This is a genomic window from Natrinema sp. H-ect4, assembly GCF_041894845.1.
Lineage (GTDB): Archaea > Halobacteriota > Halobacteria > Halobacteriales > Natrialbaceae > Natrinema.
In genome coordinates this window covers 127,815-148,523 of record NZ_JBHDYC010000010.1, presented here as the reverse complement: position 1 = coordinate 148,523, position 20,709 = coordinate 127,815, and the positions used below count along the sequence as shown (strand labels likewise).

At 64.7% G+C, this 20,709-nt stretch carries 20 protein-coding genes; 10 read left to right on the top strand and 10 right to left on the bottom strand.

Features of this window, described 5'->3' with window-relative positions; all coding sequences use genetic code 11:
* Window positions 1-723: 723 nt before the first annotated feature.
* The 3 genes from ACEWFR_RS14590 to ACEWFR_RS14580 all read left to right on the top strand — a co-directional run bounded on the left by ACEWFR_RS14590 (window position 724) and on the right by ACEWFR_RS14580 (window position 2,754).
* Complete coding sequence (locus tag ACEWFR_RS14590; RefSeq protein WP_374061740.1) at window positions 724-1,056, top strand: helix-turn-helix domain-containing protein; 333 nt, start codon at window positions 724-726, stop codon at window positions 1,054-1,056.
* Between the two features lie 226 nt (window positions 1,057-1,282).
* Window positions 1,283-1,558 carry a PadR family transcriptional regulator gene (locus ACEWFR_RS14585; protein ID WP_374061739.1) on the top strand — a complete coding sequence of 92 codons (276 nt, stop codon included), beginning with the start codon at window positions 1,283-1,285 and terminating at the stop codon, window positions 1,556-1,558.
* A gap of 206 nt (window positions 1,559-1,764) precedes the next feature.
* Window positions 1,765-2,754: a DUF1616 domain-containing protein gene (locus ACEWFR_RS14580; RefSeq protein ID WP_374061738.1), complete on the top strand. Its 990-nt coding sequence runs from the start codon at window positions 1,765-1,767 to the stop codon at window positions 2,752-2,754.
* Window positions 2,755-3,165: 411 nt separating this feature from the next.
* Here ACEWFR_RS14580 and ACEWFR_RS14575 read toward each other — a convergent pair whose 3' ends face one another.
* Window positions 3,166-3,702: a hypothetical protein gene (locus ACEWFR_RS14575; protein ID WP_374061737.1), complete on the bottom strand. Its 537-nt coding sequence runs from the start codon at window positions 3,700-3,702 to the stop codon at window positions 3,166-3,168.
* A gap of 465 nt (window positions 3,703-4,167) precedes the next feature.
* On the opposite strand from ACEWFR_RS14575, the gene ACEWFR_RS14570 reads away from it, so the two are divergent.
* From ACEWFR_RS14570 to ACEWFR_RS14550, 5 genes are read left to right on the top strand one after another with little or no spacing between them, the layout of a single operon-like run.
* Window positions 4,168-4,758 carry an acyltransferase gene (locus tag ACEWFR_RS14570; RefSeq protein ID WP_374061736.1) on the top strand — a complete coding sequence of 197 codons (591 nt, stop codon included), beginning with the start codon at window positions 4,168-4,170 and terminating at the stop codon, window positions 4,756-4,758.
* On the top strand, window positions 4,755-6,020 hold the full coding sequence (locus ACEWFR_RS14565) for a DegT/DnrJ/EryC1/StrS family aminotransferase (protein WP_374061735.1): 1,266 nt from the start codon (window positions 4,755-4,757) through the stop codon (window positions 6,018-6,020). The genes ACEWFR_RS14570 and ACEWFR_RS14565 overlap by 4 nt, the downstream gene beginning before the upstream one ends.
* Window positions 6,017-7,042, top strand: coding sequence for a Gfo/Idh/MocA family oxidoreductase (locus tag ACEWFR_RS14560; RefSeq protein WP_374061734.1), 1,026 nt, complete (start codon window positions 6,017-6,019; stop codon window positions 7,040-7,042). The genes ACEWFR_RS14565 and ACEWFR_RS14560 overlap by 4 nt, the downstream gene beginning before the upstream one ends.
* A complete protein-coding gene (locus ACEWFR_RS14555) occupies window positions 7,042-8,574 on the top strand; it encodes a nucleotide sugar dehydrogenase (RefSeq protein ID WP_374061733.1) in 1,533 nt (510 codons plus the stop codon). Before ACEWFR_RS14560 ends, ACEWFR_RS14555 begins: the two co-directional genes overlap by 1 nt.
* Complete coding sequence (locus ACEWFR_RS14550) at window positions 8,567-9,679, top strand: glycosyltransferase family 2 protein (protein ID WP_374061732.1); 1,113 nt, start codon at window positions 8,567-8,569, stop codon at window positions 9,677-9,679. Before ACEWFR_RS14555 ends, ACEWFR_RS14550 begins: the two co-directional genes overlap by 8 nt.
* On the opposite strand, the gene ACEWFR_RS14545 is transcribed toward ACEWFR_RS14550, so the two are convergent.
* Both ACEWFR_RS14545 and ACEWFR_RS14540 read right to left on the bottom strand, forming a co-directional pair.
* Window positions 9,664-9,870: a hypothetical protein gene (locus ACEWFR_RS14545; RefSeq protein WP_098726391.1), complete on the bottom strand. Its 207-nt coding sequence runs from the start codon at window positions 9,868-9,870 to the stop codon at window positions 9,664-9,666. The genes ACEWFR_RS14550 and ACEWFR_RS14545 overlap by 16 nt on opposite strands.
* 151 nt (window positions 9,871-10,021) lie before the next feature.
* Window positions 10,022-11,122: a DUF354 domain-containing protein gene (locus tag ACEWFR_RS14540; protein WP_374061731.1), complete on the bottom strand. Its 1,101-nt coding sequence runs from the start codon at window positions 11,120-11,122 to the stop codon at window positions 10,022-10,024.
* Window positions 11,123-11,287: 165 nt separating this feature from the next.
* Here ACEWFR_RS14540 and ACEWFR_RS14535 point away from each other — a divergent pair, with 165 nt between their 5' ends.
* The gene (locus ACEWFR_RS14535) at window positions 11,288-12,277 is read left to right on the top strand and encodes a glycosyltransferase (protein ID WP_374061730.1); all 990 of its coding nucleotides are present in this window, start codon (window positions 11,288-11,290) and stop codon (window positions 12,275-12,277) included.
* An 86-nt stretch (window positions 12,278-12,363) separates the two neighbouring features.
* On the opposite strand, the gene ACEWFR_RS14530 is transcribed toward ACEWFR_RS14535, so the two are convergent.
* From ACEWFR_RS14530 to ACEWFR_RS14505, 6 genes are all read right to left on the bottom strand, one after another.
* Window positions 12,364-12,747 (bottom strand): PIN domain-containing protein, encoded by a 384-nt coding sequence (locus tag ACEWFR_RS14530; protein WP_374061729.1) that lies wholly within the window; start codon window positions 12,745-12,747, stop codon window positions 12,364-12,366.
* The gene (locus tag ACEWFR_RS14525; RefSeq protein WP_226007290.1) at window positions 12,737-12,982 is read right to left on the bottom strand and encodes an AbrB/MazE/SpoVT family DNA-binding domain-containing protein; all 246 of its coding nucleotides are present in this window, start codon (window positions 12,980-12,982) and stop codon (window positions 12,737-12,739) included. The genes ACEWFR_RS14530 and ACEWFR_RS14525 overlap by 11 nt, the downstream gene beginning before the upstream one ends.
* A gap of 166 nt (window positions 12,983-13,148) precedes the next feature.
* On the bottom strand, window positions 13,149-14,129 hold the full coding sequence (locus ACEWFR_RS14520; protein ID WP_374061728.1) for an NAD-dependent epimerase/dehydratase family protein: 981 nt from the start codon (window positions 14,127-14,129) through the stop codon (window positions 13,149-13,151).
* A complete protein-coding gene (locus ACEWFR_RS14515) occupies window positions 14,126-15,058 on the bottom strand; it encodes a DUF362 domain-containing protein (RefSeq protein ID WP_374061787.1) in 933 nt (310 codons plus the stop codon). Before ACEWFR_RS14515 ends, ACEWFR_RS14520 begins: the two co-directional genes overlap by 4 nt.
* Before the next feature lie 59 nt (window positions 15,059-15,117).
* Entirely contained in the window at window positions 15,118-16,239 is a 1,122-nt protein-coding gene (locus tag ACEWFR_RS14510) for a Gfo/Idh/MocA family protein (protein ID WP_374061727.1), read from the bottom strand.
* Between the two features lie 92 nt (window positions 16,240-16,331).
* A complete protein-coding gene (locus ACEWFR_RS14505; protein ID WP_374061726.1) occupies window positions 16,332-17,264 on the bottom strand; it encodes a polysaccharide deacetylase family protein in 933 nt (310 codons plus the stop codon).
* 266 nt (window positions 17,265-17,530) lie between these two features.
* Between ACEWFR_RS14505 and ACEWFR_RS14500 the strand changes: the two genes are divergently transcribed.
* The gene (locus tag ACEWFR_RS14500; protein ID WP_374061725.1) at window positions 17,531-19,123 is read left to right on the top strand and encodes an alkaline phosphatase family protein; all 1,593 of its coding nucleotides are present in this window, start codon (window positions 17,531-17,533) and stop codon (window positions 19,121-19,123) included.
* A 165-nt stretch (window positions 19,124-19,288) separates the two neighbouring features.
* On the opposite strand, the gene ACEWFR_RS14495 is transcribed toward ACEWFR_RS14500, so the two are convergent.
* Window positions 19,289-20,686 (bottom strand): PAS domain-containing sensor histidine kinase, encoded by a 1,398-nt coding sequence (locus tag ACEWFR_RS14495; protein ID WP_374061724.1) that lies wholly within the window; start codon window positions 20,684-20,686, stop codon window positions 19,289-19,291.
* Between the last annotated feature and the right edge of the window lie 23 nt (window positions 20,687-20,709).

Sequence of the window (20,709 nt, the reverse complement as noted above, 5' to 3'; positions counted from 1 at the left end):
GATTGCATCTCCCGATAGGTCGTACAGGATGGACAGCCGTGGACGATGTCGCCGTTGTCACCGAAGACACGCGCGAACTGCTGCGTTACATGCGTTCCGCAGTTTCGACATCGAGCACCGGCTGTCGACGATTCCATGGGCTTCCAGTCGTGTTGTGTGGAGTTCATGGGTTGTAGGGGGTGTACTCGGACGGATACGATCGGGGACGCAACTGACCGGATGGACCAACGCCTGACTCGATCCGGTCACGAGGCGGCCGATCTGCCGCGATACCCGTCCGGGCATCATCGTATCGAGGGGAGCAATCGCGAATAAAGGACGTTGACCGTTCACCCGAGAAGCCGGTCTGAGAACCGGGAAACAACCGGTTTCCGGGCAGCTTGGCCCTGTAGAAGCGCCGATACCGACGTGTAGTCGAATACCAGTCGATCGACCTCAACCAGAATTTAGCCGTATTAGGTAGTCAAACAGGGGATTGACCGGTTCGTGGAATCGTCGAAAGCTGTTCTTTCCGGATCGAAATACGATCTTACGTCGCGGAACAAAATGGCGACGGCCAATAAGGTACATCGTTATAAAATACCACTATCGCTTACCGATTTTTGTGCTGGAATGTAATGGTGGAACCGCCGACAGTGGTGGTCCAGCGACAGAGCCTCTCGAATCGTCACCTCTTACACAGAGCGAACGGACCCTGCCCGTCCTGGACGGGTGACTACGACTATGTCAACGCAAGCAAGTAACACGCGATCCGAGTCGACTGCCAATCCAGCGGCCAAACTCGATGTCCTCGGTGACGACTGCGCACGGACGATCCTTATCGCCACGAGCGAAGGGCCAAAGACGGCAAAGGAACTGACGAAACAAACGGACAGCTCGTCGGCAACGGTCTACCGACGAATCAACAACCTCCTCGAGAGCGATCTCCTGGCGGAGTGCGTGCGGTTCGAGAACGACGGTTCCCATACGACCGCCTACGAGACGACTGTCGACGACCTTCGCGTTCGGATCGACGCGGACGGCATCAACGTTGCCATCTCTGATAGCGACGGCTGATCGGCCTCGGACGGACCACGGATGTGGTGTCTGCCCAGTGAAACGATTGTTTCTGACACCGCAGATGACCCCCTTGAGCGCCGCCCCGATCGACACGTCGGTGATCGAGTAATAGTCTGTGAATCCGCAGTTTCACTCGAGTAATACCCCACGAAATGGCGGAACGGACAGTGTATGAGACGGATAACAAATATCTATTCACTGGAACGGTCAGTGTGATTGAGCAATGCACGATCTGACCGGCTTCCAGCGCGACCTGCTGTACGTGATCGCAGGTGCCGACCGACCGTCGGGGCAGACCGTCAAAGACGAAGTCGAGAAGTACTACAGCTCGGAGATCAACCACGGACGGTTGTATCCGAACCTGGACACGCTCGTCAACAAGGAACTGGTCGAGAAGGGACAACTCGACAGGCGAACGAACTACTACGCGATCACTGATGCCGGTCGACAGCAGATCAAAGATCGTCGGGAGTGGGAGGGACAGTATATCGACTTCTAGGGCGACAGGTGGCCATGGACGGCGGCAGACTGCGAGTACAGTCGGTCTCACAGTGACCCGTGTCTCTCCCACCGGACGACAGTTTTCATCCTCGCGGTAACGCGGCCATAACAAAGCACGGAAGAGTGTATCGCTCCAACGAGAATGGCACTCGTCTTGTCCGCACAGGGATCGAACGTTGCACGACGAACCCCGGTGGATCGTCGATGAGTCATCGAACGAGTAATCGGACGCGGTTCGCGTTCGTTCGCCGGTACCCGTTCGATCTCGCGGCCGTCTCGATCGGCGCGGTACTCGCGTTCCTGGTCGTGACGGCGTTCGAGTCCGGAAACGGCCTTCGGTTGTTCGTTACGATGCCGCTTGCCCTGTTTCTCCCGGGCTACGCGCTCGTTTCGGTCCTGTTTCCGGCCCGCGAGCGGGACGCGCGGGAAACGGCGGCGACGGCCGCCGAGGCCCGTCCCCGCGGAATCGACATCACCGAACGCGTCGGTCTGGGATTCGTCCTCTCGCTCGCGATCGTTCCGCTGGCCGTACTGATCTTGCCGATCACCGGCTGGGGGCTGACAACTGCGTCGGTCGCAGCGGCGCTCGCTCTCGTGACGATCGTCGCCGCCCAACTGGGCGTCGTGCGACGGCTCCGAACTCCGGACGCCGAACGGTTCAGCGTCTCCCCGGTCTCGAGCCTGGGGCGTCTCCGCGGCGACGAAAGCGCGATTGCGACGGCGTCGTCGGTACTGCTCGTGGTCGCGATCGGAACGGCGGTCGGCGCGTTACTCGTTGGATTTTTGCTGCCCGTGGCGGGCGGTGGGTACACCGAGCTTGCGCTGTACAGCGAAGACGAAGACGGCGAACTGGTCGCCGGCGCGCTGCCGAGCGAGGTCGAGCCGGGCGAGTCAATCCCGCTAACCGTCTCGATCGAAAATCAGGAGGGCGACCAACAGCGCTACACGGTCGTGGTCCAGGAACAGGTCATCGAAGACGGCGAGGTGGTCGAACGAACGGAGTTACGACGGATCGACGCGACCGTCTCGGACGGCGCGACCGCGAGCGGGGAACGATCGGTGACGCCGACGGCAGGACCCGGCGAAACGGTCAGGATCAGTATGTTGCTCTATCAGGGCGAGCCCCCGGCCACGCCGACGAACGAAAACGCTGCGGAGGAGACCCACTTCTGGGTGGAAATAACCGAGACGTAACGACTCCCGTAGGCCCCCCGCCGTGGACGTAACCGCCGATCAGGGTCGGTATCGAATTCCGTGGGTGGGCCACTCCGTTTTGGGGCGCGTTTGACGCGTTCGATGCCGACGAAATACTGTCCGACTGCTTCGAGACAGCGGTATCAACTCGAGTCGGAGCGACCCCCGAGTCGGAAGTGACCACCCGAACTGGAGCTACCCCTTCGAGACGGCGGGAATGAATCAGCCAGCGACGGAACAGGCGGCTACCGTCCGGCGGATGGGCTGCGTCTCACATCGGTTCGAAATAGATTCCAGACGCACCGAGCTGGCCAGAGGGGTGAGTGTCGGCGCGAACGGGGACGGTACGGATAGCAAACAGAGATGTCGAGGATAGCGAACGACGACGGAAGTCGGGCGCGGAAACCGCTCTTACCGGCTCGCGAAGCCGAACGGAAGGTCCAGATCCGGACGGCGGGAGACGTGTTGTACCGCCGAGAGGGCGAGGACGACGAGACAGAGTGCCAGTGCGACGATCGGTGCCAGACCAGTCGTCAGGGGGCCGACCGCGAGCAACGACAGCCCAAGTGCGACGACGCCGACCGCCGTCACCGCCGCGTAACTGCGATGCCACACCCGATCGTTCTCGAGGTGGCGGTCGAGGTACGGCTCGAAGCGGTCCTCGCTTGGCAGCAGTTCGATCTTGTGGCCGTCGGGATCCCAGTTGACGATGTCGTGGTCCTCGAGCATCGGCAGATGGGTCTGGTACAGCGAGATGTACATTCGCCGGCGCTGGGTTCGGGTCACGTCGTCGGGCTCGGTGTCGTTTTCCCACGCGGCGACCTGCTGGACGAGCGGTGCGAGATCGCAGGAGCCGCCCTGCCGTTTCAGGTATTGGACCGCTCGTCGTCGCCGCGCGTTGCTGAAGACGTCGAATAGCTCGGCTTGCGTGAGTTCAGTCTCAGACATGTCTGCTCTCGTCGTGTCGTCTCGAGTCCCGGTTCCGTCTGACGGGTGTAGTCGGATACCTCACACCAGCGAATGCCAGACTGTGTCACTTTACTATCGCTCGGCTACCCGTGGGAAAGGGAATTGTACCAGTTGGCGTCCGTGACAGACGAGAAATTCGATGTTTCAGCGTCCGAACGCGCGCTGTGCGCTCGTCCGCGGCCGCGATCACCAGGCTCACGACGATAGCAGGGTGTGCGGTTTCACTGCCACCGTAGCCACGAACTACGACCCCTGCAAGCCGGGGATAACAAAGCCTCGCTACCGGCTGTTTCAGCACGATTACCCACGCGGGTATCGATTGACTATGAAACGAATACGCGACCGACCACGACGCCGAGTAGCGGCTCGAACGCACGCCACGATTCACCGTCGCGGTCGCTCGAGCGACGTCCGGGAGAGCCGTGACGACGGAGGCGAACCATAATGAGCGAAGCGGTACGAGAGGTCGTCCGCGGCGACGGCTGTACGATCGACGCCGACGCGACGGTCGGCTACGGCGAGTTCGACGAGCCGACCCGGATCGGCGAGGAAGCGACGATCCGGGCCGGCTCGATCGTCTACGGCGACGTGACGATCGGCAACGAGTTCGCGACCGGACACGATGTCCTCGTCCGCGAAGGGACGACGATCGGTGACGACGTACTCGTCGGAACCAAGACGGTCATCGACGGGCAGACGACGATCGGCTCGCACGTCAGCCTCCAGACCAATGTCTACGTGCCGACCGAGACGACGATCGGCAACAACGTCTTCGTCGGCCCGGGCGCGGTGCTGACCAACGACGAGTACCCCGTCCGGACCGACGACGGACTCGAGGGGCCGACGATCGAGGACGGCGCGTCGATCGGTGCGAACGCGACGCTGTTGCCCGGCGTCACGATCGGCGAGAACGCGTTCGTCGCCGCCGGGGCCGTGGTGACGGACGACGTCCCTGCCGATAGTCTGGCCGTCGGCACGCCAGCGACCGTCCAGGAGCTACCGGACCCGCTCGAGGGGGCGAACCAGCTCGCATGACGGACACCGAAACGAACCGAGAGGCGGAGACGGGTATCGATGCCGCCACTGGTGCCGATGCCGGGGCCGAGACGGTGGACGCCGATACCGAACCCGAGACTGCGGACGCCGATACCGAACCCGAGACTGCGGACGCCGAACCCGACCGCGACGCGACGCCCGTTCCGATCGCTGACCCCCAACTCAGCGCTGACGCCGTCCGGCGGGTCGAATCCGTCCTCGAGGACGGCCGACTGGCGGACGGACCGGAAGTCAGGGCCTTCGAAGAGGAGTTCGCGGCCTACTGTGGCACCGACGACGCGGTCGCGACGGCCAACGGAACGACCGCGTTACACGCCGCCCTCGAGGCGATCGGACTCGAGGACGGCGACGCCGTGATTACGTCGCCGTTTTCCTTCGTCGCGAGTGCGAACGCGATCCGACTGGCGGGCGGCAACCCTGTCTTTGCCGATATCGATCCCGAGACCTACACGCTTGATCCGGCCGACGTGGAGCGGGTGCTCGCCGAGCGCGACGACATCGCCGGAATCCTGCCGGTCCACCTCTACGGACTGCCCGCGGATATGCCGGCGCTGTGTGACATCGCCGACGAGTTCGATCTGTTCGTCCTCGAGGACGCGTGCCAGGCCCACGGTGCGAAAGTCGACGGCGATCGAGTTGGCACGTTCGGTGACGCGGCCTGCTTCTCGTTCTATCCGACGAAGAACATGACGACTGCCGAGGGCGGAATGATCGTCACCGACCGCGACGATGTCGCCGAGCGCGCCGCGAGCTACGTCAACCACGGCCGAAACGTAAACGGGACCGGCGGCTACGACCACGTCGCTCTCGGGCATAATTTCCGGATGACCAGCATCGAAGCAGCGATCGGCCGCGTCCAACTCGAGCGGCTGTCGGAGTTCAACCGGGCCCGTCGCGAGAACGCCGCCGCGTACGACGAGCGGTTCGCCGACCTCCCGCTCGAGACGCCGACGGAGCCGACCGGCTCTCGCCACGTCTACCACCAGTATACGGTTCGAACGGACGATCGAGACGCCCTCGAGGCGGCCCTCGCCGATCGTGATGTCGGGACCGGGATCTACTACGAGACGCCGATTCATCACCAGCCGGCCTACGAAACGGTCAGCACGGCCGCGGCGCGGCTCCCCCGCGCGGAACGGGCGGCCGAGGAGGTGCTCTCACTGCCCGTTCACCAGGGCCTGTCGACACGCGACAGGGAGACTGTCGTCGAAGCAGTGCGGGATCACGTTACCAGCCAATGAGTACGGACAGAACGACTGACGGGACGACCGACGAACAGATTCGAGCCGGCGTCATCGGCGTCGGCTCGATGGGCGAAAACCACGCGCGCATCTACGCCGAACTCCCACGCGTCGAACTCGTCGGCGTTACCGACCACGACGACGGGATCGCGCGGCGAGTCGCCAACGAATACGGGACCGAACCGGTCGATCTCGAGACGCTGTGCGAGCGCTGTGACCTCGTGACAGTGGCCGTTCCGACCCACGCACACTACGAGACGGTTTCGGCCTGTCTCGAGGCGGGCGTCAACGTACTGGTCGAGAAGCCGATCGCGGAAACCGTCGAGCAGGGCCAGAAACTGGCCGAGCTAGCCCGCGAGGCAGGGCTCATCTTGCAGGTCGGTCATATCGAGCGGTTCAACCCGGCGGTGCAGACGGTCGAAGAATTGATCGACGAGCTGGACGTGATCAGCATCGAGGCCCACCGGCTCGGCCCGCCGATCGACCGGACGGCACCGGGTAACGTGGTCTTCGACCTGATGGTCCACGACGTCGACGTCGTCGGCTCGATACTCGACGAGAAACCGCACTCGGTCGCCGCGATGGGGGCCGAGAACGGTCAGTACGCTACCGCGACGATCGAGTACGACGACGTTATCGCGACGGTGACGGCGAGCCGCGTCACCCAGAAAAAGGTCCGGAAGCTCACCGTCACCGCCCGCGAGTGTCTCGTCGAGGTCGACTACCTCGAGCAGTCAGTGCTGATCCACCGTGATTCCTACCCCGAGTACCTCACGGACGACGGCCAGTCCCGATACCGCCACGAGAGCGTCGTCGAGCGACCTCGCGTCGACACCGGCGAGCCGCTTCGAAACGAACTCGAGTCGTTCGTCGAGGCGGTTCGCACCGGCACCGAGCCGGAAGTGACCGCCGAGGACGGGATTCAGGCCCTCGAGACGGTCCAGTTGATCGATCGGCTCGCGATGGGGGCGACGGACGAGACGGACGACGAACCGCCCCAAGAGCCGGAGGTGGAAGCCTGATGTCGGACACCGCTGGCAGCGGCCGCGACGCGACCGATGCCCGGACTACTGACGGGCTCTACGGCTCGAGCCAATCCCCCGACCGTCAGCGCGACCGCCTGACGAGCGGCGAAATTCCGGTCGCCGTCTACGGCCTCGGCAAGATGGGGCTTCCGCTCGCAGCGGTCTACGCCGAGACCACGGGGAACGTAACCGGCGTCGACATCGATCCAACCGTCATCGAGACGATCACCGACGGCGAGAGTCACGTCGTCGGCGAACCCGGCCTCGCGGACCTCGTCGCCGACCAGGTCGATGCGGGACGGCTCGAAGCCACGACCGACGGCTCGACGGCGGCGTCGGCGGCACGAATTCACGTCATTATCGTCCCGACGCTGCTGGACGACGAGAACGATCCGGATCTGACGACGGTCGAATCCGTCGTCGATGACATCGCCGCCGGTCTCGCTCCCGGCGATCTGGTGATCGCCGAGTCGACGTTGCCGCCGGGGACCTGTCGCGACGTGCTCGAGCCCCACCTCGCGAGCGAAAGCGGGCTCGCGACCGACGAGTTCGGGCTCGCGTTCTGTCCCGAACGGACATCCTCGGGAACGGCGCTACGGGACATCCGCGGCCAGTATCCGAAGGTCGTAGGCGGCGTCGATCCGGAGAGCACCCGGGCTGCCGCGGTCGTCTACGACGAACTTTCGGAGAACGAGGTTCACCCCGTCTCGGACGCGACGACGGCGGAGGCCGTCAAGGTGTTCGAGGGAATCTACCGTGACGTGAACATCGGCCTCGCGAACGAGCTGGGGCTGCTCGCGGACGAACTCGGCGTTTCGGCCCGCGAGGCGATGGACACGGCGAACGACCTGCCGATGTGTCAACTCCACGATCCCGGCCCGGGCGTCGGCGGGCACTGCATTCCGTACTACCCGCACTTCCTGCTCGGCCGAACCGACGAGCCGATGGCCGTCACGGAGACGGCTCGCCAAGTCAACCACGAGATGCCGTCGGTCGTCGTCGATCGACTCGAGCGCGAACTCGCGCGGGTGGACACCGACATCGCGGAGGCATCGGTCGTCGTTCTCGGCGTCACGTACCGTCCCGGCGTCGAGGAGACGCGCGCCTCGCCCGCGCTGGGGGTCATCGACGACCTGCTCGAGCGGGGAGCCGACGTCGCGGGCGTCGATCCGCTCGTCGATCCGGCCGACTACGGCGCGCGCCCGGTGACGATCGAGGAACTATCGGAGGCGGCGTTCGACGCCGCCGTGATCGTCACTCCCCACGAGGCGTTCGATCGAATCGACTGGGGTGGCCTCGAGCGGATGGTCGTCATCGACGGGCGAGATGCGGTCGACCTCTCGGAGACGCCCCATCGGGAGTACGACCTCGCCGGCTCGAGCGACGGCCGACCGCCGCGGGGGTCGCGTGATCCTGATGGCGGTATCGAACGCGATGACACTGATCGCGATGGGGGCGATCGAGACGGAATCGAGCGCGAGCCGTCGGAGGCGGTGAGTGCGAGCACCGACGGAGGAAACGATGTATAAGGGAAAGCGGATCGGCGTCGTCGTAACGGCCTACGACGAAGCGTCGTTCGTCGGTCGTGTCATCGAAACCGTTCCGGAGTTCGTCGATCGGATCTATGCGATCGACGATAGGTCACCGGACGAGAGCTGGCAGGTGATCCAGCGTGTCGCCGAGCGGGTCAACGCGGCGGCCGAAAGCGGCGCGACCGAGCCGGCGGTCGCGGTGGCCGACGGCGGCGACGACCGACGCGTCGTGCCGATCCGTCACGAGAAAAACCGCGGCTACGGCGCGGCGGTCAAGACCGGCTACCGCCGCGCGACGGAGGAGGGAATGGACGTCGTCGCCGTCATGAACGGCGACGGCCAGATGGACCCCGTGATCCTCGATCGAATCATCGATCCCGTCGTGACCGGCGAGGCCGACTACGCCAAGGGGAATCGGCTGCTTCGACCCGAAGACCGCGAGGATATGTCGACGTTCCGGTTCGTCGGGAACGCGATCCTCACCGGACTCTCGAAGTTCGCGTCGGGCTACTGGTCGATCGGCGACCCGCAAAACGGGTACACCGCCATCTCGCGGGACGCGATCGAGCAACTCGATCTCGAGGCGATCACCGACCAGTACGGCTTTCTGAACCACCTCCTGACGCACCTCAACGTCGCGGGCTGTCGGGTCGCGGACGTGCCCATGACGGCGATCTACGGTGATGAGGAAAGCAGCATTCGGTACGTCCCCTTCGTCCGGTACGTCTCCCTGTTGTTACTCCGGAGCTTCTGCTGGCGGCTGAAAACGCGGTACGTGGTCAGATCGTTCAATCCGGCCATCGTCCACTACGCCGTCGGCTCCGGGGGGCTGGCCGTCGGGCTGGCAGGACTGGGTGGCTCGCTCGTTCGAGTCGCCCGCGGCAACGAGGCCGCAACGGCGAGTCTCGCCTCGTTCGCTGCGATTCTGATCGGGCTCGTCTCGCTCGGCAGCGCTATCCAGCTCGACGCCGAGGCGAACGAGGACCTCGAGCTTCCGTGTGACAAACGCGACGCGACGACTGATCGGACAGTCGGGCGCGACGCGACGACCGATCGGACAGACAAGCGCGACGAGGGACCGCCAGCTCAATCGATCGAGTGAGTGACGATCGCGTCGCTCTCGCAGGTCGGACACTGAGTGGTTCCGGCCGAAACGTTCGTTCCGCAGTCACGACACTCGTGGACGACCGTAACCGATCGGACGCCATCGCCGCTTTGCGCCGCGGTTTCTGGAGTGTCCGTCGTGGTTTCGGACCCGGAGAACAGTTGACTAAGTAGTGTGGAGAGACTCATAGAACGGGGTTGTCGGCCCTATTCCAGAGATAGGTATAAGCGTTTCGTGAGCCGGACGATACTTTCATCGTTCCGTATGCTTCAACGGTAGCAGTAGATGTGGTGTGAGTTATCACCGTAAATTCCTACCAGAAACAGCTCGTCCCCGGAGTCACATCGTCTGCGAACGCGGCTGCAACGCTCGCTTCGTCGAACGGTCGAGACGGTCGACCGTTCCCCGAGAGCGGGCAACGTCGACGAGCAGATCGGTGAGGTTCACGAGATCCCCGACGTACTCCCGTCGCCGCCGCTGCCAGCGCTCGTCGGCCTCGTCGTCGGCGAGGACCTCGAGAGACCGCTCGCAGACCGCGTCGTACTCGTCGAACTGCTCGGCGAGGCCGGCGCGCTCGAGTTCCTGGAACTCGCCGTACTCGTGACGGTCGGTGCCGCGGTAGCGAAAGGCCGGCGTTCCGAGTAGTGCGGCCTCATTGACCATCGTCCCGGTGTCGGCGACCAGCAGCGAGGCCTCGGCCATCGCGTCGTGAATCAGCGCCGGGTGGAGATCGTATGCCCGCGCGGGGAGGTCCCGGAGGTCCATCTCGTCTCCCTCGTCGGAGACAAAGACGGTCGCTTCCTCGCTCAGTCGCTCGATCAGGTCGCGTCGCTGTTCGGGGCGGAACCCCTCGAGGTCGGCGTCGTGGAGGGCGTCGAGGGCGTTGAATCGGACGATTGCATACGGTTCGTCCGGAGCCACCCCAAGGTATTCCAGAACGTCGGCGTTCGGCTCGAAAACGTCGGGGTGGAGATAGGCACACTCCTTGAAGCCGTCGAAGGTGTAGTGAGTGTCACCGAGATCGCGGCGCGTCACCGCCGGGGAGAGAATGCAATCGGCGAACGGCCGGGAAACGGTGTGGTTGAAGTCACCGGGTTCGTCGTCGAGGACGAGCACAACTGGGGTTCTCGTCAGCGTACCGGCGGCGGCCGCGTAGGGTCCCCTGCCGAAGATCACGTCGGGACCGAACCGGATCGCTTCGGTCGCGATCGTCAGGAACTGGCCCCCTAACTCGCGTGCGAACCCCAGTTTCGAGTACCGCTCCGTTTCGTGATCGCCGTACACTCGGTACGGCATGTCGAAATAGTCGAGTAGGTCGATCGTACAGGCGTAGCGACGAGTGAGCACGAGCACGTCGTGGCCCGCTCGCTCGAGGCGGTCGACGGCGTGTCGATACAGATGGACGTGGGCTGGCGTATTCGCCAAGACGAGGATCCGCATCGCTGCGAACTACCCCATCTCGACCCTTTGTAATCCCATCGCTACGGGGGACGCCGACCGGAAGCCACCGTATACGAATCCCACATCTAGCTGTACGTGAAGGAAAACTCGCGTGGGTCGTGCGGATAACAAAACGGATCCAGTCCGTTTCGTCGGGTACTCGAAATGGACGTTCTCACGCTCACTGCGTACGCCGACGCCCCGTTCATGGTTCAGCAGATGGACGCGCTCGAGGAGCGCGGCGTCTCGTTTACCACGATGTCGGTGGCCGGTGAGATCGACGCCGAAACCGACCGGAGTCCGGTGGATTACATTCGGACGGTTCCGGAGATCATTCGGGAAGCGGGAAACGGCTACGATCTGATCCACGCCCACTACGGATTGACGGGGCCGATAGCGCTCGCACAGCTCCGCAAGCCGGTCGTCCTCTCGCTGTGGGGATCGGACGTCCACGGACCGGTCGCACCCGTCAGCCGGGCGTCTGCGCCACTCTGTGACGAGGTCGTCGTCATGTCCGAGGAGATGCGCGCAGCACTCGGCCGCGACTGTCGGGTGATCCCCGACGGCGTCGACCTCGAGACGTTTCGGCCGGAGCCCCAGGATAGGGCCAGAGCACGGGTCGGCTGGGACGACGATGAGGACGCGTACGAGGTACTCTTTCCCTATTCGCCCGCGCGCGGAGTGAAAAACTATCCGCGGGCCGAGCGCGTGGTGACCGTGGCCGACAACCTCCTCGAGCGACCCGTGCGACTCCGGACCGTCTCCGGCGTCGATCACGATGCGGTTCCGGACTATATGAACGCCGCCGACGCGCTCCTGTTGACCTCTCACAGCGAGGGATCACCCAACTCGGTGAAGGAGGCCCTGGCCTGCAACCTCCCCGTGGTCGCCGTCGACGTCGGCGACGTACGGGAGCGACTGGCCGGCGTCGAGCCCTCCCGTGTCGCCTCGAGCGACGAAGAACTCGTCGGGGGGCTCATCGACATTCTCGAATCCGGCGAGCGATCGAACGGCCGCGAGGCCGCCCGCGAGGTGAGCATCGACCGGATGGCCGATCGGATGCTCGAGGTCTACGAGGAGGTCGCGGGGCAGGTTATCGAGACCAAAGACGTCAGGGAGAAACGGCGTGTGGCGGGAGCGACACGGGTCGAGTGACGGCCGAAGAGTCGTTCTATAGTAGCCACTGCAAGTCACTGCACACCTGATCGCATGACAGCGATGCGACCAGCGTGCAACTCGTTTCAGTGACTACTGTCGTCTTCGGTGTCAGGTTCGAGTGCAACGCGGTCGAGCTCGATCGTCTCGAACGCCTGATCGCTCGAAAGAATCGCATCGCTCGCGAGCGCCGCATGAAACGCGTCGAACGTGTTCAGTCCGTCATCGATGTACGCCGACGCCTGAAAAACGATATCCAGATCGACATCTGTCTCTGCGAGTTCGAGGATTGCCAGCGTCGCTTCCTCGCGATCGAAACCGAACCGCTCTTCGATCAGAAATAGTTCGATGAACGTCGCCAGCGAGACCTCGAGATCACCGCGGTGTTCCTCGAGTTTCGATTCCGCTCGGTCGGCGAGCCAGTCGTCGGCTTTGAGAAGCGCGAGCCAAAAATCCGTATCAGCGTACATGCTCGGTCGCTTGCTCTCGGCCTTCGTCGAGACCAGCCTCACGCAGTTCGTCCATGGATGCAGCTTTCAACTCGTCGCTGGCCGCGTTCCGCAGTGACTCGAGTGGATCGTCGGGAACGGGCATGAGCTTGATACCGTCCTCCAGTTCGACGAGTCGATACCGCTCGCCGAAGCGCTCACGAACCGCCTTCGGGATCGTAATCCGACCGCGCTCGTCCGTCGTGATCTCGGACATACCTATCTAGTGTCGACGGGCGGGCGAGAAATAAATCTACTCCCACGTTTCGATCTCAAATGGGAACCGAAAATTTCGATCCTTCAGCCGTTCCGGCGAGCTGAGCTACGCGGAAAACCCTCTTCTACCGGTTCGGTCGCAATCGGTCGTGGTGAAGTTCCGACAACTACTGCACTTTCGCCTCGTACCACTCCATCGCATCGGGCACGTGCGCCTCGAGCGGCTGATACTCGTAGCCCAGCTCCTCGCTGGCCTTCCGCGAGCTGTAAAACAGTCGCTGGGTGGCGAGTTGCGCCATCTGCCGGTCGAAGGGGAACATCCGGCGGTCGGCGACGGCATCGACGACCTCGGCGACCGGCCCGGCGGCCCGGATCGCCGCGGCAGGGACGCGGATCCGTGCAGGTGAGCCGCCGGCCGCGTCGGCGATTCTGGAGACCGCCCGGTCGTAGGTGAGGTTCTCGCCGCCGAGGATGTAGTGCTCGCCGCTGGTTCCGTGCTCGTACGCCGCCAGAATGCCGTCGACGACATCGGAGACGCCGACGATGCTCAGGCCGCCGGGGAGGTAAGCGGGCATCGTCAACTCGACGCCCATCGAGAGCAGTTGCGCGGTGAACTCCCCGTCGCCGGGGCCGAAGATCGACGTTGGATGGACGGTGACGGCGTCTCCGTCCGTTTCGGCGTACCGATCGACCAGTTCCTCCGCCTCGGCTTTCGAGGCCTGGTAGGCACCGATCGGCTCGGCCACGTCCGTCTCGTCCGCGAAGTCGCTCCCGTTCTTCGGGCGGCGCGTTCCGGAAGTACTGGTAAAGACGACGCGGCCCACATCGCCGTCCCGACAGGCCTCGAGCACGCGCTCGGTCCCGTCGCGGTTGACCTCCCGGACGGTTTCCGGACCGGCGCTCCAGAGGCCGATTCCCGCGAGATGGAAGACGGCGTCGGCCCCGTCGACGAGGTCCCGCAGCGTCTCGTCGTCGAGGATATCGCCGACGTACCACTCCACGTCGTCGAGGTCCCCCCGATCCGAGGTCGGCCGGCTGAGCCCGCGGACCGTCCAGCCCTCCTCGAGGAGGCGATCACAGAGCCGCGAGCCGAGGAAGCCGGTCGCACCGGTAACTGCCGCAATGGGGGGCTCGGTCGTCGCGGTCATCGACCACCCTCGAGTTGCGGCGGGACGGCGTCGCCGGCGACCGCCGCGTACACGCGGTAGGCGGTGGAGACGGCGGGATGGGTCTCGTCCGAGGGCGGAAGCTCGCCGTCGGGGATCCGCTCTCGAAGCCGCTCGAAGTCGACGCCGTCCCCCTCGACGGTGACCGGTCCGGCGTCCCCGCGGGCCGTCTTCAGCGCCGCGTCGGTCTCGAGCGATCGGCCGAGCAGCGAGGACGCGACGGCGTCGACGGCGGAAGCCGAACCCGCGAACAGCGCGTTTCCTGCAGCGGGATCGCCGCCGTAGGCGGTCGTCGCGTCCAGGACGGAGACAGCGGGCTCGATGACGCGCGTCGCCGCGACGGGAACTCGCTCGGGATCCGCCGTCGAATCGACGAGCGCGGCGAGCGCCCGCATCGCGCCGGCGACCGGCCCATTCTCGGTTGGTCGCAGCGACGGGACGACGATCACGGTACTCTCGGCGAGCCGCTCGGGCACCGAAAGCGCGACCGGACTCCCGTCAACGGTACAGATGTCCTCGGTCCGGGACTCGTCCGCCAGATCGACGAATTCGGCGTCGAAGCGCTCGAGCAGGCTCGCGTAGCCGAGATACTCGGCGGTTCGAGCGACGGAGATCCGCTCGTCGCTCGCGCCAGCGACGGCGATATCGGCGTCAGTCCGCCGCTCGAGGCGGGACACGATCGAGCCGATCACGGCCGGATCAGTGACCATCCCCGATGATGGGTGAAACGGGTAGTGGGTATCGGGGACGAGCGTTAGTCGGTCAGCAGCGGCGAGCGTCTCGAGTGAGGGCTCGAGCACGTCGCGGACGGGCGACTCGAGCGCCGCCATGCGGGCGTCGATGTCTGGATCCCACCCGCCGCGGCGTCCGGTGGCGTCGACGACAGCCGCACGGACCGGGTCCCCGTTCATCGCGTCATCCGTCGCGCTCGTCGCGTTATCCGTCGCGCTCGTCGCGTCATCCGTCGCGCTCATAGGGTCACCTCGGGCGTCTCGAGTCCGTCGATCTCGTCGGCGGCTTCGTCGGTCTCTGCGGCCAGCTCGTAGGCTCGCTCGGCGAGCGCGAGCGTCCGGCGACCGTCGGCCCCGTCGACCGGCGGCTGTTCGTCCTCGCGGATCGCATCACAGAAGTCCGCCAGGGCGTCGTAGTGAGCCTGCAGGTAGAACGTCGGCCCGAAAACGTCCGGTTCGTCGCGCGTGAGTCGACTGGCGACGTTCGAGAGGGCGGATTTGGCAGCGCCGGCGTAGAAGTTCCGGGGCAGGTGGTCCTGATTGCTGATCGTCCCCGTTACGCCCTCGAGGCGCAGCCGGGTGTTGACCTCCGGAAGCTGTTCCCACTGGTAGGAGCCACAGTGGAGCGTGATCGTCGTCCCCGTCTCCGGCGCTTCCATGAGGACGGTCGCGGCGTCCTCGACGTCGATCTCGAGTGTCTGCCCCATCGAGGCGTCCCGGACTCGGAGATCCCCGAACAGCCACTCGAGGACGTCGAAGCAGTGGACACCGAGCTCGAGCAGGGAGCCCCCGCCGACCGCGTCGGCGTCGAGCGGCCACGACGGCGGCGTGTTCTCGACCGGTGGTCGGCCGAGCGGACCGTCGTTGAGCCGGGTGATCGAGGCGTAGGGGACGTGACCGACGCTCCCCTCGTCGTAGGCCGCCTTGACACCGGCCATGTCCGGCTGGTAGCGCAGCGTATGGTCGACGCCGATCGCGATGCCCGCTTCGCGAGCGGTCTCGAGCATCTCGTCGGCCTCGTCGGTCGTCCGAGCCAGGGGTTTCTCGACGAAGACGTCGACGCCGGCCTCGGCGGCCCGTTCGACGGCTTCGCCGTGGAGGAACGGCGGGAGTGCGACGACCGCTGCGTCCAGGTCCTCGGAGTTGAGCAGCGTCGCGTAATCGTCGTACGTGCGCGACGCACCGGCGCGTTCGGCGCGCTCGCGGTTCTCGGGGACGGCGTCAGCGGCCGCCACAACCGTGACGCCGGGCATCGCGGCTGCTGACTTCAGGTGTACCATGCCGATGTTCCCGACGCCGAGGATGCCCAGCGAGAGCGCATTCGAGTCGGTCAACCGATTCAAAAGAGGCGTTGGTGCCATCTGTCCGAGAACGGGCCGGCTGCGGGCTTTGTTATCGTCGTCGTACCCGCCAGCGCGCTCGAGTAGCGAATCCCTTCAGCCGTTCGTCTCGGTCACTTCCAGCTCGCCGTCGCCTGCTCCGTAACCGGCGACGATCCCGAGACACGGCGGGCAACATCGCCCATCGTCTCGACCGTGAGATCGGTCGCGGTCCGCCGACGCTCGAGGTGAGAGAGAATCGCCCGCATGCGGCGATCGTCCCGCTCGTGGGTCAGATTGTTCGGGTGGAGCCACATGTGAAAGAGTCCGTCGGTCCGGGCCGCCTCATCGATCCCGCTACGGGCCAGTTCGACCATCGGATCCGTCCAGATCGACTCGGCAACCGTCCGCGCCGGCCCCTCGAACCCGAAGAGGAACATCGACGCCGGCACGTTGACCAGCCCGTACTCGTCGACGGCCGGTTCGACCAGCATCGACCGGTCCCGAATCGTCGAATCAAATATTCCGCGCACGCCGTCCCGCGTCGGTGATCGTCCCCGATACGCCGAGACGCCCTGCTCGGCCAGCACCTCCCGATGGCCGATATCGTTGCGCGGGTAGACGAACGAGTCGATCGACTCGTTCCAGTCGGCCGCGATTTCGCGGCTGCGCTCGAGTTCGGCGACGGCGAACTCGCGATCCGTCTCCGGGCGGCCGAACAGGGCGTGCGAAAAGGAGTGGCTGGCGAACTCGTGGTCGGCGTCCGACTGGCGGAGGTCCGTCACGAGATCGGGGGCGTATCGAAGGTCATCGCGGTCCGCCCAGTCGGTTCGCTCGCGGTCGAACCAGCCGTTGGGGGCCGGATGGTCGGCGTGGACGCCGTCACAGTCGTCGAGCATGAGGTGACCGACGACGGCCCATGTCGCCGGGATATCGAACTCCTCGAACAACTCGAGCATGACCGACCAGCCGCGGCGACCGGCCTCGACCCGCTCGGTCGGCGGGTCGGCCAGATCGTGAAATCCCCAGCCGAGTTCGGCGTCGAGAGAAATTACGACGCTGCCCACGGGATCCACCACTGTTGAACGCGTTTCATATCGGGACGGTCCGCCCGGGATGACTTTGTTATGGATCTCTTGTCGGGACGGGGACCGAGAACCGTCGTGGTTACCGCCGCCGCTCGAGCGCCGCCGAACGCGGACATGCTGGCAGAAGAATTAATCGGAGCGAACGGAATCGAATGGGGGCGGCTACCGGGTGAAACCTCTCTATAACAAAGCGCTCGTCGGGCAATTTCTGTCCATAGGCGTCTTCGACGTCTCCCTACATAATCATGAGCGGATCTACAACCCCCTCCGAGCGAGCGTTCGTGCTTGGACTCGACGGCGTACCGTGGAGACTCATCGAGCAGTGGAGCGACGAGGGCGAACTCCCGAACTTCGCCCGGATGCGCGAGGAGGGCGCGTCCGGAACGCTCGAGAGCACCCGTCCGCCGACGACGCCGCTCGCGTGGCCGTCGATCGCCACGGGTGTCTGGCCGGATAAACACGGAATCTACGGCTTTCAGAACCTCTCTTCGGAATACAGCCACGAGATGTACACGAGTCGAGATCTCCAACAGCCGGCCCTCTGGGAGCAACTCGGGCCGGCCCACGTCGGGAACGTCCCGATGACGTATCCGGTCAGCGAGATCGATGGCACCATGGTCACGGGCATGATGACGCCCTCGACGGACCGGGAGTTCACCCATCCACCGGAGCTCCGGGACGAGGTCGAGTCCCGGATCCCGAACTACGAGATCAGCCTCGATTACCCCGAGTACGCCGACCGACTGGACGACTTCGAAGTCGCCGTCGACGACGTGCTCGCAAAGCGCCGCGAACTGATGCGGATTCAGATGGACCGCGCCAGCGACGACTGGCAACTGTTCTTCTTCGTCTACACCGCACCCGACCGATTCCAGCACCTCATCTGGGACATGGATCGGCTCCTCGCCCACTACAAGAAACTCGACGACGTACTCGGCGAGGTCATAGACTACACGGACGACCACGACGCGGACCTCTACGTCGTCTCCGATCACGGCTTCGGCCCGATCGAGGACCTCGTCTACGTCAACCGCATCCTCGAGCGGGAGGGCTACCTGTTCCGCCGCGAAGACGACGGGACCCGCGGTGCGCTCGCGAGCCTCGGCATCTCCCGGGACGCCATCACCGGTGCGCTCAATCGCGTCGGGATCACCGAAAAGGCGCTCGTCCAGTCGCTCCCCCGACAGCTAGTCGACTCCGTTGCCGAGCAGATTCCCGGCGATCACGCCCTCTACGATGTCGACTTCGACCGCACGGTCGCGTTCGTCCACGACACCGGCAACCTGTACATCAACGACACTGAGCGCTTCGACAGCGGCGTCGTCGATCCCAGCGAGATCTCGGAGATCAAGGCCGATATCAGGGCCGCTCTGGAGTCGGCGACCGACGCCGACGGGGAGGTGCTGCTCGAGGTGTTCGACGGGGACGATCTGTTCCCGACGGACGAGGAGTCACCGGACCTCGTCGTGAGCGGTCGGGAAACCTACGAGTCACGAAGCACGGTCGCCGACGACGTGATCGGCGATACCGGGGTTTACGACGCGAGCCACCGCAGCGAGGGGATCGTCCTGTGTCGCGGGCCGTCGATCGACGCCGGAGCGACGCTTCGGGGGGCGCGCGTGGTCGACGTCGCGCCGACGCTGCTCCACGGAATCGGCGAACCGGTCCCGGAAAACGCCGACGGACGGGTGTTGTTCGATGCGTTCGCCGAGGAAGCGCGCCCGGCCTCGAGAAAGGTCGACCGCACGACGGTCAGCCGGACCGACACCGACGACGCGGTCGACGAGGACTTCGACGACGTCGAGGACCGACTGAAGGGGCTCGGCTACATGGAGTGAGTGATCCCGCGGTCCGTCGCGACCCGTTCTCCGAGTGACTATCGGCTCGGCAGGGGCAGGTAACTACCGCCGTATACATCGTGACAGAGCTCTTTTCCGGCGCTCTTCGATCCCGAATACCCCCGGGTTCGCTCGAACGGATACCGAACGACCGCCACCCTCCTCTCACGTCCGATCGCGCGGTAGCGTCAGCGTGATAGTGTTTCCCGTCTCGGATCGATCGAACGCGATATTGCCGTCCGAGAGGTCGGCGACCCAGTAGACGAGCCACAGCCCCAACCCGGACGTGTGATAGACGTCGTCCATCTTCCAGTCACCGGTGAGAATGCGAAACTCGACTTCCGGGATCGGCGGACAGTTATCTCGAATCGTGACGGAGATCGTTTCCGGGCTCGAGCGGACGGTTACCGACAGTTCCGGCTTACCGTGCGGTTCGTGTCGAACCGCGTTCTCGAGGAGTTCCGCCACGGCCAACTCGATTTCAGTTACTGCGCGGGTGGTCGCGGTGTCCGGAGATGTCGTCTCGATCGTCGCGTTCGGATACTGGTCGCGTATCGTTTCGATTGCCTCGGTTACGACTGGGACGAGGTCGATCGAGACGGGCACCGATCCCTCCGTGAGCAACTCGATGATCTCGCGCTGCTTGGCGGCGGTCTCGAGGAGTTCCTGCCCCTGTCGGCGGATGGTCGCCGCGTGTTCGCGGGACGATTCGTCGCCGTCCCTCGTGATGCACTCTGCGTTGCCGAGCATCACGGACAGATCGTTTCGCAGGTTGTGTCGAAGGAGATTGTCCATGATCACGAGCTGGCGTTCCCGGCGACGACGATCGGTGATATCTCGGGAGAACCCGACGATGCGGTCGACCTCGCCGTCTTCGATGATCGGTTCGGAACGCACCCAGACCCAGCGGCTGTAGTCTGTGTCCGGATTGACGCGATACTCGATGTCGACCGATTCGCCGTCCGAGATGCGGGCCATCGCTTCCGTGACGCGGGAAACGTCGTCAGGGTGGACGACATCGAGAAACTCATGCGGGTTCGCCTCGAGATCCTCGACCGGTTGGCCGAAGACGTCTTCGTAGACCGGGTTGACGAACAGGAGCTCGGTCCAGTCGCTGCTGAACATCCAGAGGACGTCCCCGACCGTCCCGGCGATCGTCTGCAGTCGACTCTCGGCGGTGCGGCGATCGCGTTCCGCAGCGACCTGTCGGGAGATATCCCGCGAGCTGACGACGTACCCCTCGAGCGTGTCGTCGGGCAGATCCGTAAAGCGGCTCTCGAGCCACACCCACTCGTCGCTTCGGGTCGCGTGACGATATTGGACCGACGCGGACGACTCCCCCGTCGAACTGATCTGCTGGAACTGGTCCGCGACGGTTTGTCGATCGTCCGGATGGATGTACTCCTGGGAGTCCTCGCCGACGAGCTGGTCCGGCTCGTACCCGAGAATAGAGCGACTCGCATCGTTGACGTAGAGGTACGTCCCCGCCTCGTCGACGACGGCGAGTTTGTCCTGGGCGTTCTCGAGCAAAATCGAGGCCAGATCGCCGATTTCGACGGTCATCTCACTACTGTGGTAATTGTTCA

What these genes read in the sequence shown, in the direction of transcription:
- ACEWFR_RS14510 (WP_374061727.1), bottom strand. Translation starts at nt 16,239, where the DNA reads ATGGCACCAACGCCTCTTTTGAATCGGTTGACCGACTCGAATGCGCTC.
- ACEWFR_RS14520 (WP_374061728.1), bottom strand. Translation starts at nt 14,129, where the DNA reads ATGACCGCGACGACCGAGCCCCCCATTGCGGCAGTTACCGGTGCGACC.
- ACEWFR_RS14500 (WP_374061725.1), top strand. Translation starts at nt 17,531, where the DNA reads ATGAGCGGATCTACAACCCCCTCCGAGCGAGCGTTCGTGCTTGGACTC.
- ACEWFR_RS14550 (WP_374061732.1), top strand. Translation starts at nt 8,567, where the DNA reads ATGTATAAGGGAAAGCGGATCGGCGTCGTCGTAACGGCCTACGACGAA.
- ACEWFR_RS14555 (WP_374061733.1), top strand. Translation starts at nt 7,042, where the DNA reads ATGTCGGACACCGCTGGCAGCGGCCGCGACGCGACCGATGCCCGGACT.
- ACEWFR_RS14540 (WP_374061731.1), bottom strand. Translation starts at nt 11,122, where the DNA reads ATGCGGATCCTCGTCTTGGCGAATACGCCAGCCCACGTCCATCTGTAT.
- ACEWFR_RS14560 (WP_374061734.1), top strand. Translation starts at nt 6,017, where the DNA reads ATGAGTACGGACAGAACGACTGACGGGACGACCGACGAACAGATTCGA.
- ACEWFR_RS14565 (WP_374061735.1), top strand. Translation starts at nt 4,755, where the DNA reads ATGACGGACACCGAAACGAACCGAGAGGCGGAGACGGGTATCGATGCC.
- ACEWFR_RS14525 (WP_226007290.1), bottom strand. Translation starts at nt 12,982, where the DNA reads ATGTCCGAGATCACGACGGACGAGCGCGGTCGGATTACGATCCCGAAG.
- ACEWFR_RS14515 (WP_374061787.1), bottom strand. Translation starts at nt 15,058, where the DNA reads ATGAACGGGGACCCGGTCCGTGCGGCTGTCGTCGACGCCACCGGACGC.
- ACEWFR_RS14580 (WP_374061738.1), top strand. Translation starts at nt 1,765, where the DNA reads ATGAGTCATCGAACGAGTAATCGGACGCGGTTCGCGTTCGTTCGCCGG.
- ACEWFR_RS14590 (WP_374061740.1), top strand. Translation starts at nt 724, where the DNA reads ATGTCAACGCAAGCAAGTAACACGCGATCCGAGTCGACTGCCAATCCA.
- ACEWFR_RS14535 (WP_374061730.1), top strand. Translation starts at nt 11,288, where the DNA reads ATGGACGTTCTCACGCTCACTGCGTACGCCGACGCCCCGTTCATGGTT.
- ACEWFR_RS14585 (WP_374061739.1), top strand. Translation starts at nt 1,283, where the DNA reads ATGCACGATCTGACCGGCTTCCAGCGCGACCTGCTGTACGTGATCGCA.
- ACEWFR_RS14530 (WP_374061729.1), bottom strand. Translation starts at nt 12,747, where the DNA reads ATGTACGCTGATACGGATTTTTGGCTCGCGCTTCTCAAAGCCGACGAC.
- ACEWFR_RS14575 (WP_374061737.1), bottom strand. Translation starts at nt 3,702, where the DNA reads ATGTCTGAGACTGAACTCACGCAAGCCGAGCTATTCGACGTCTTCAGC.
- ACEWFR_RS14495 (WP_374061724.1), bottom strand. Translation starts at nt 20,686, where the DNA reads ATGACCGTCGAAATCGGCGATCTGGCCTCGATTTTGCTCGAGAACGCC.
- ACEWFR_RS14545 (WP_098726391.1), bottom strand. Translation starts at nt 9,870, where the DNA reads ATGAGTCTCTCCACACTACTTAGTCAACTGTTCTCCGGGTCCGAAACC.
- ACEWFR_RS14570 (WP_374061736.1), top strand. Translation starts at nt 4,168, where the DNA reads ATGAGCGAAGCGGTACGAGAGGTCGTCCGCGGCGACGGCTGTACGATC.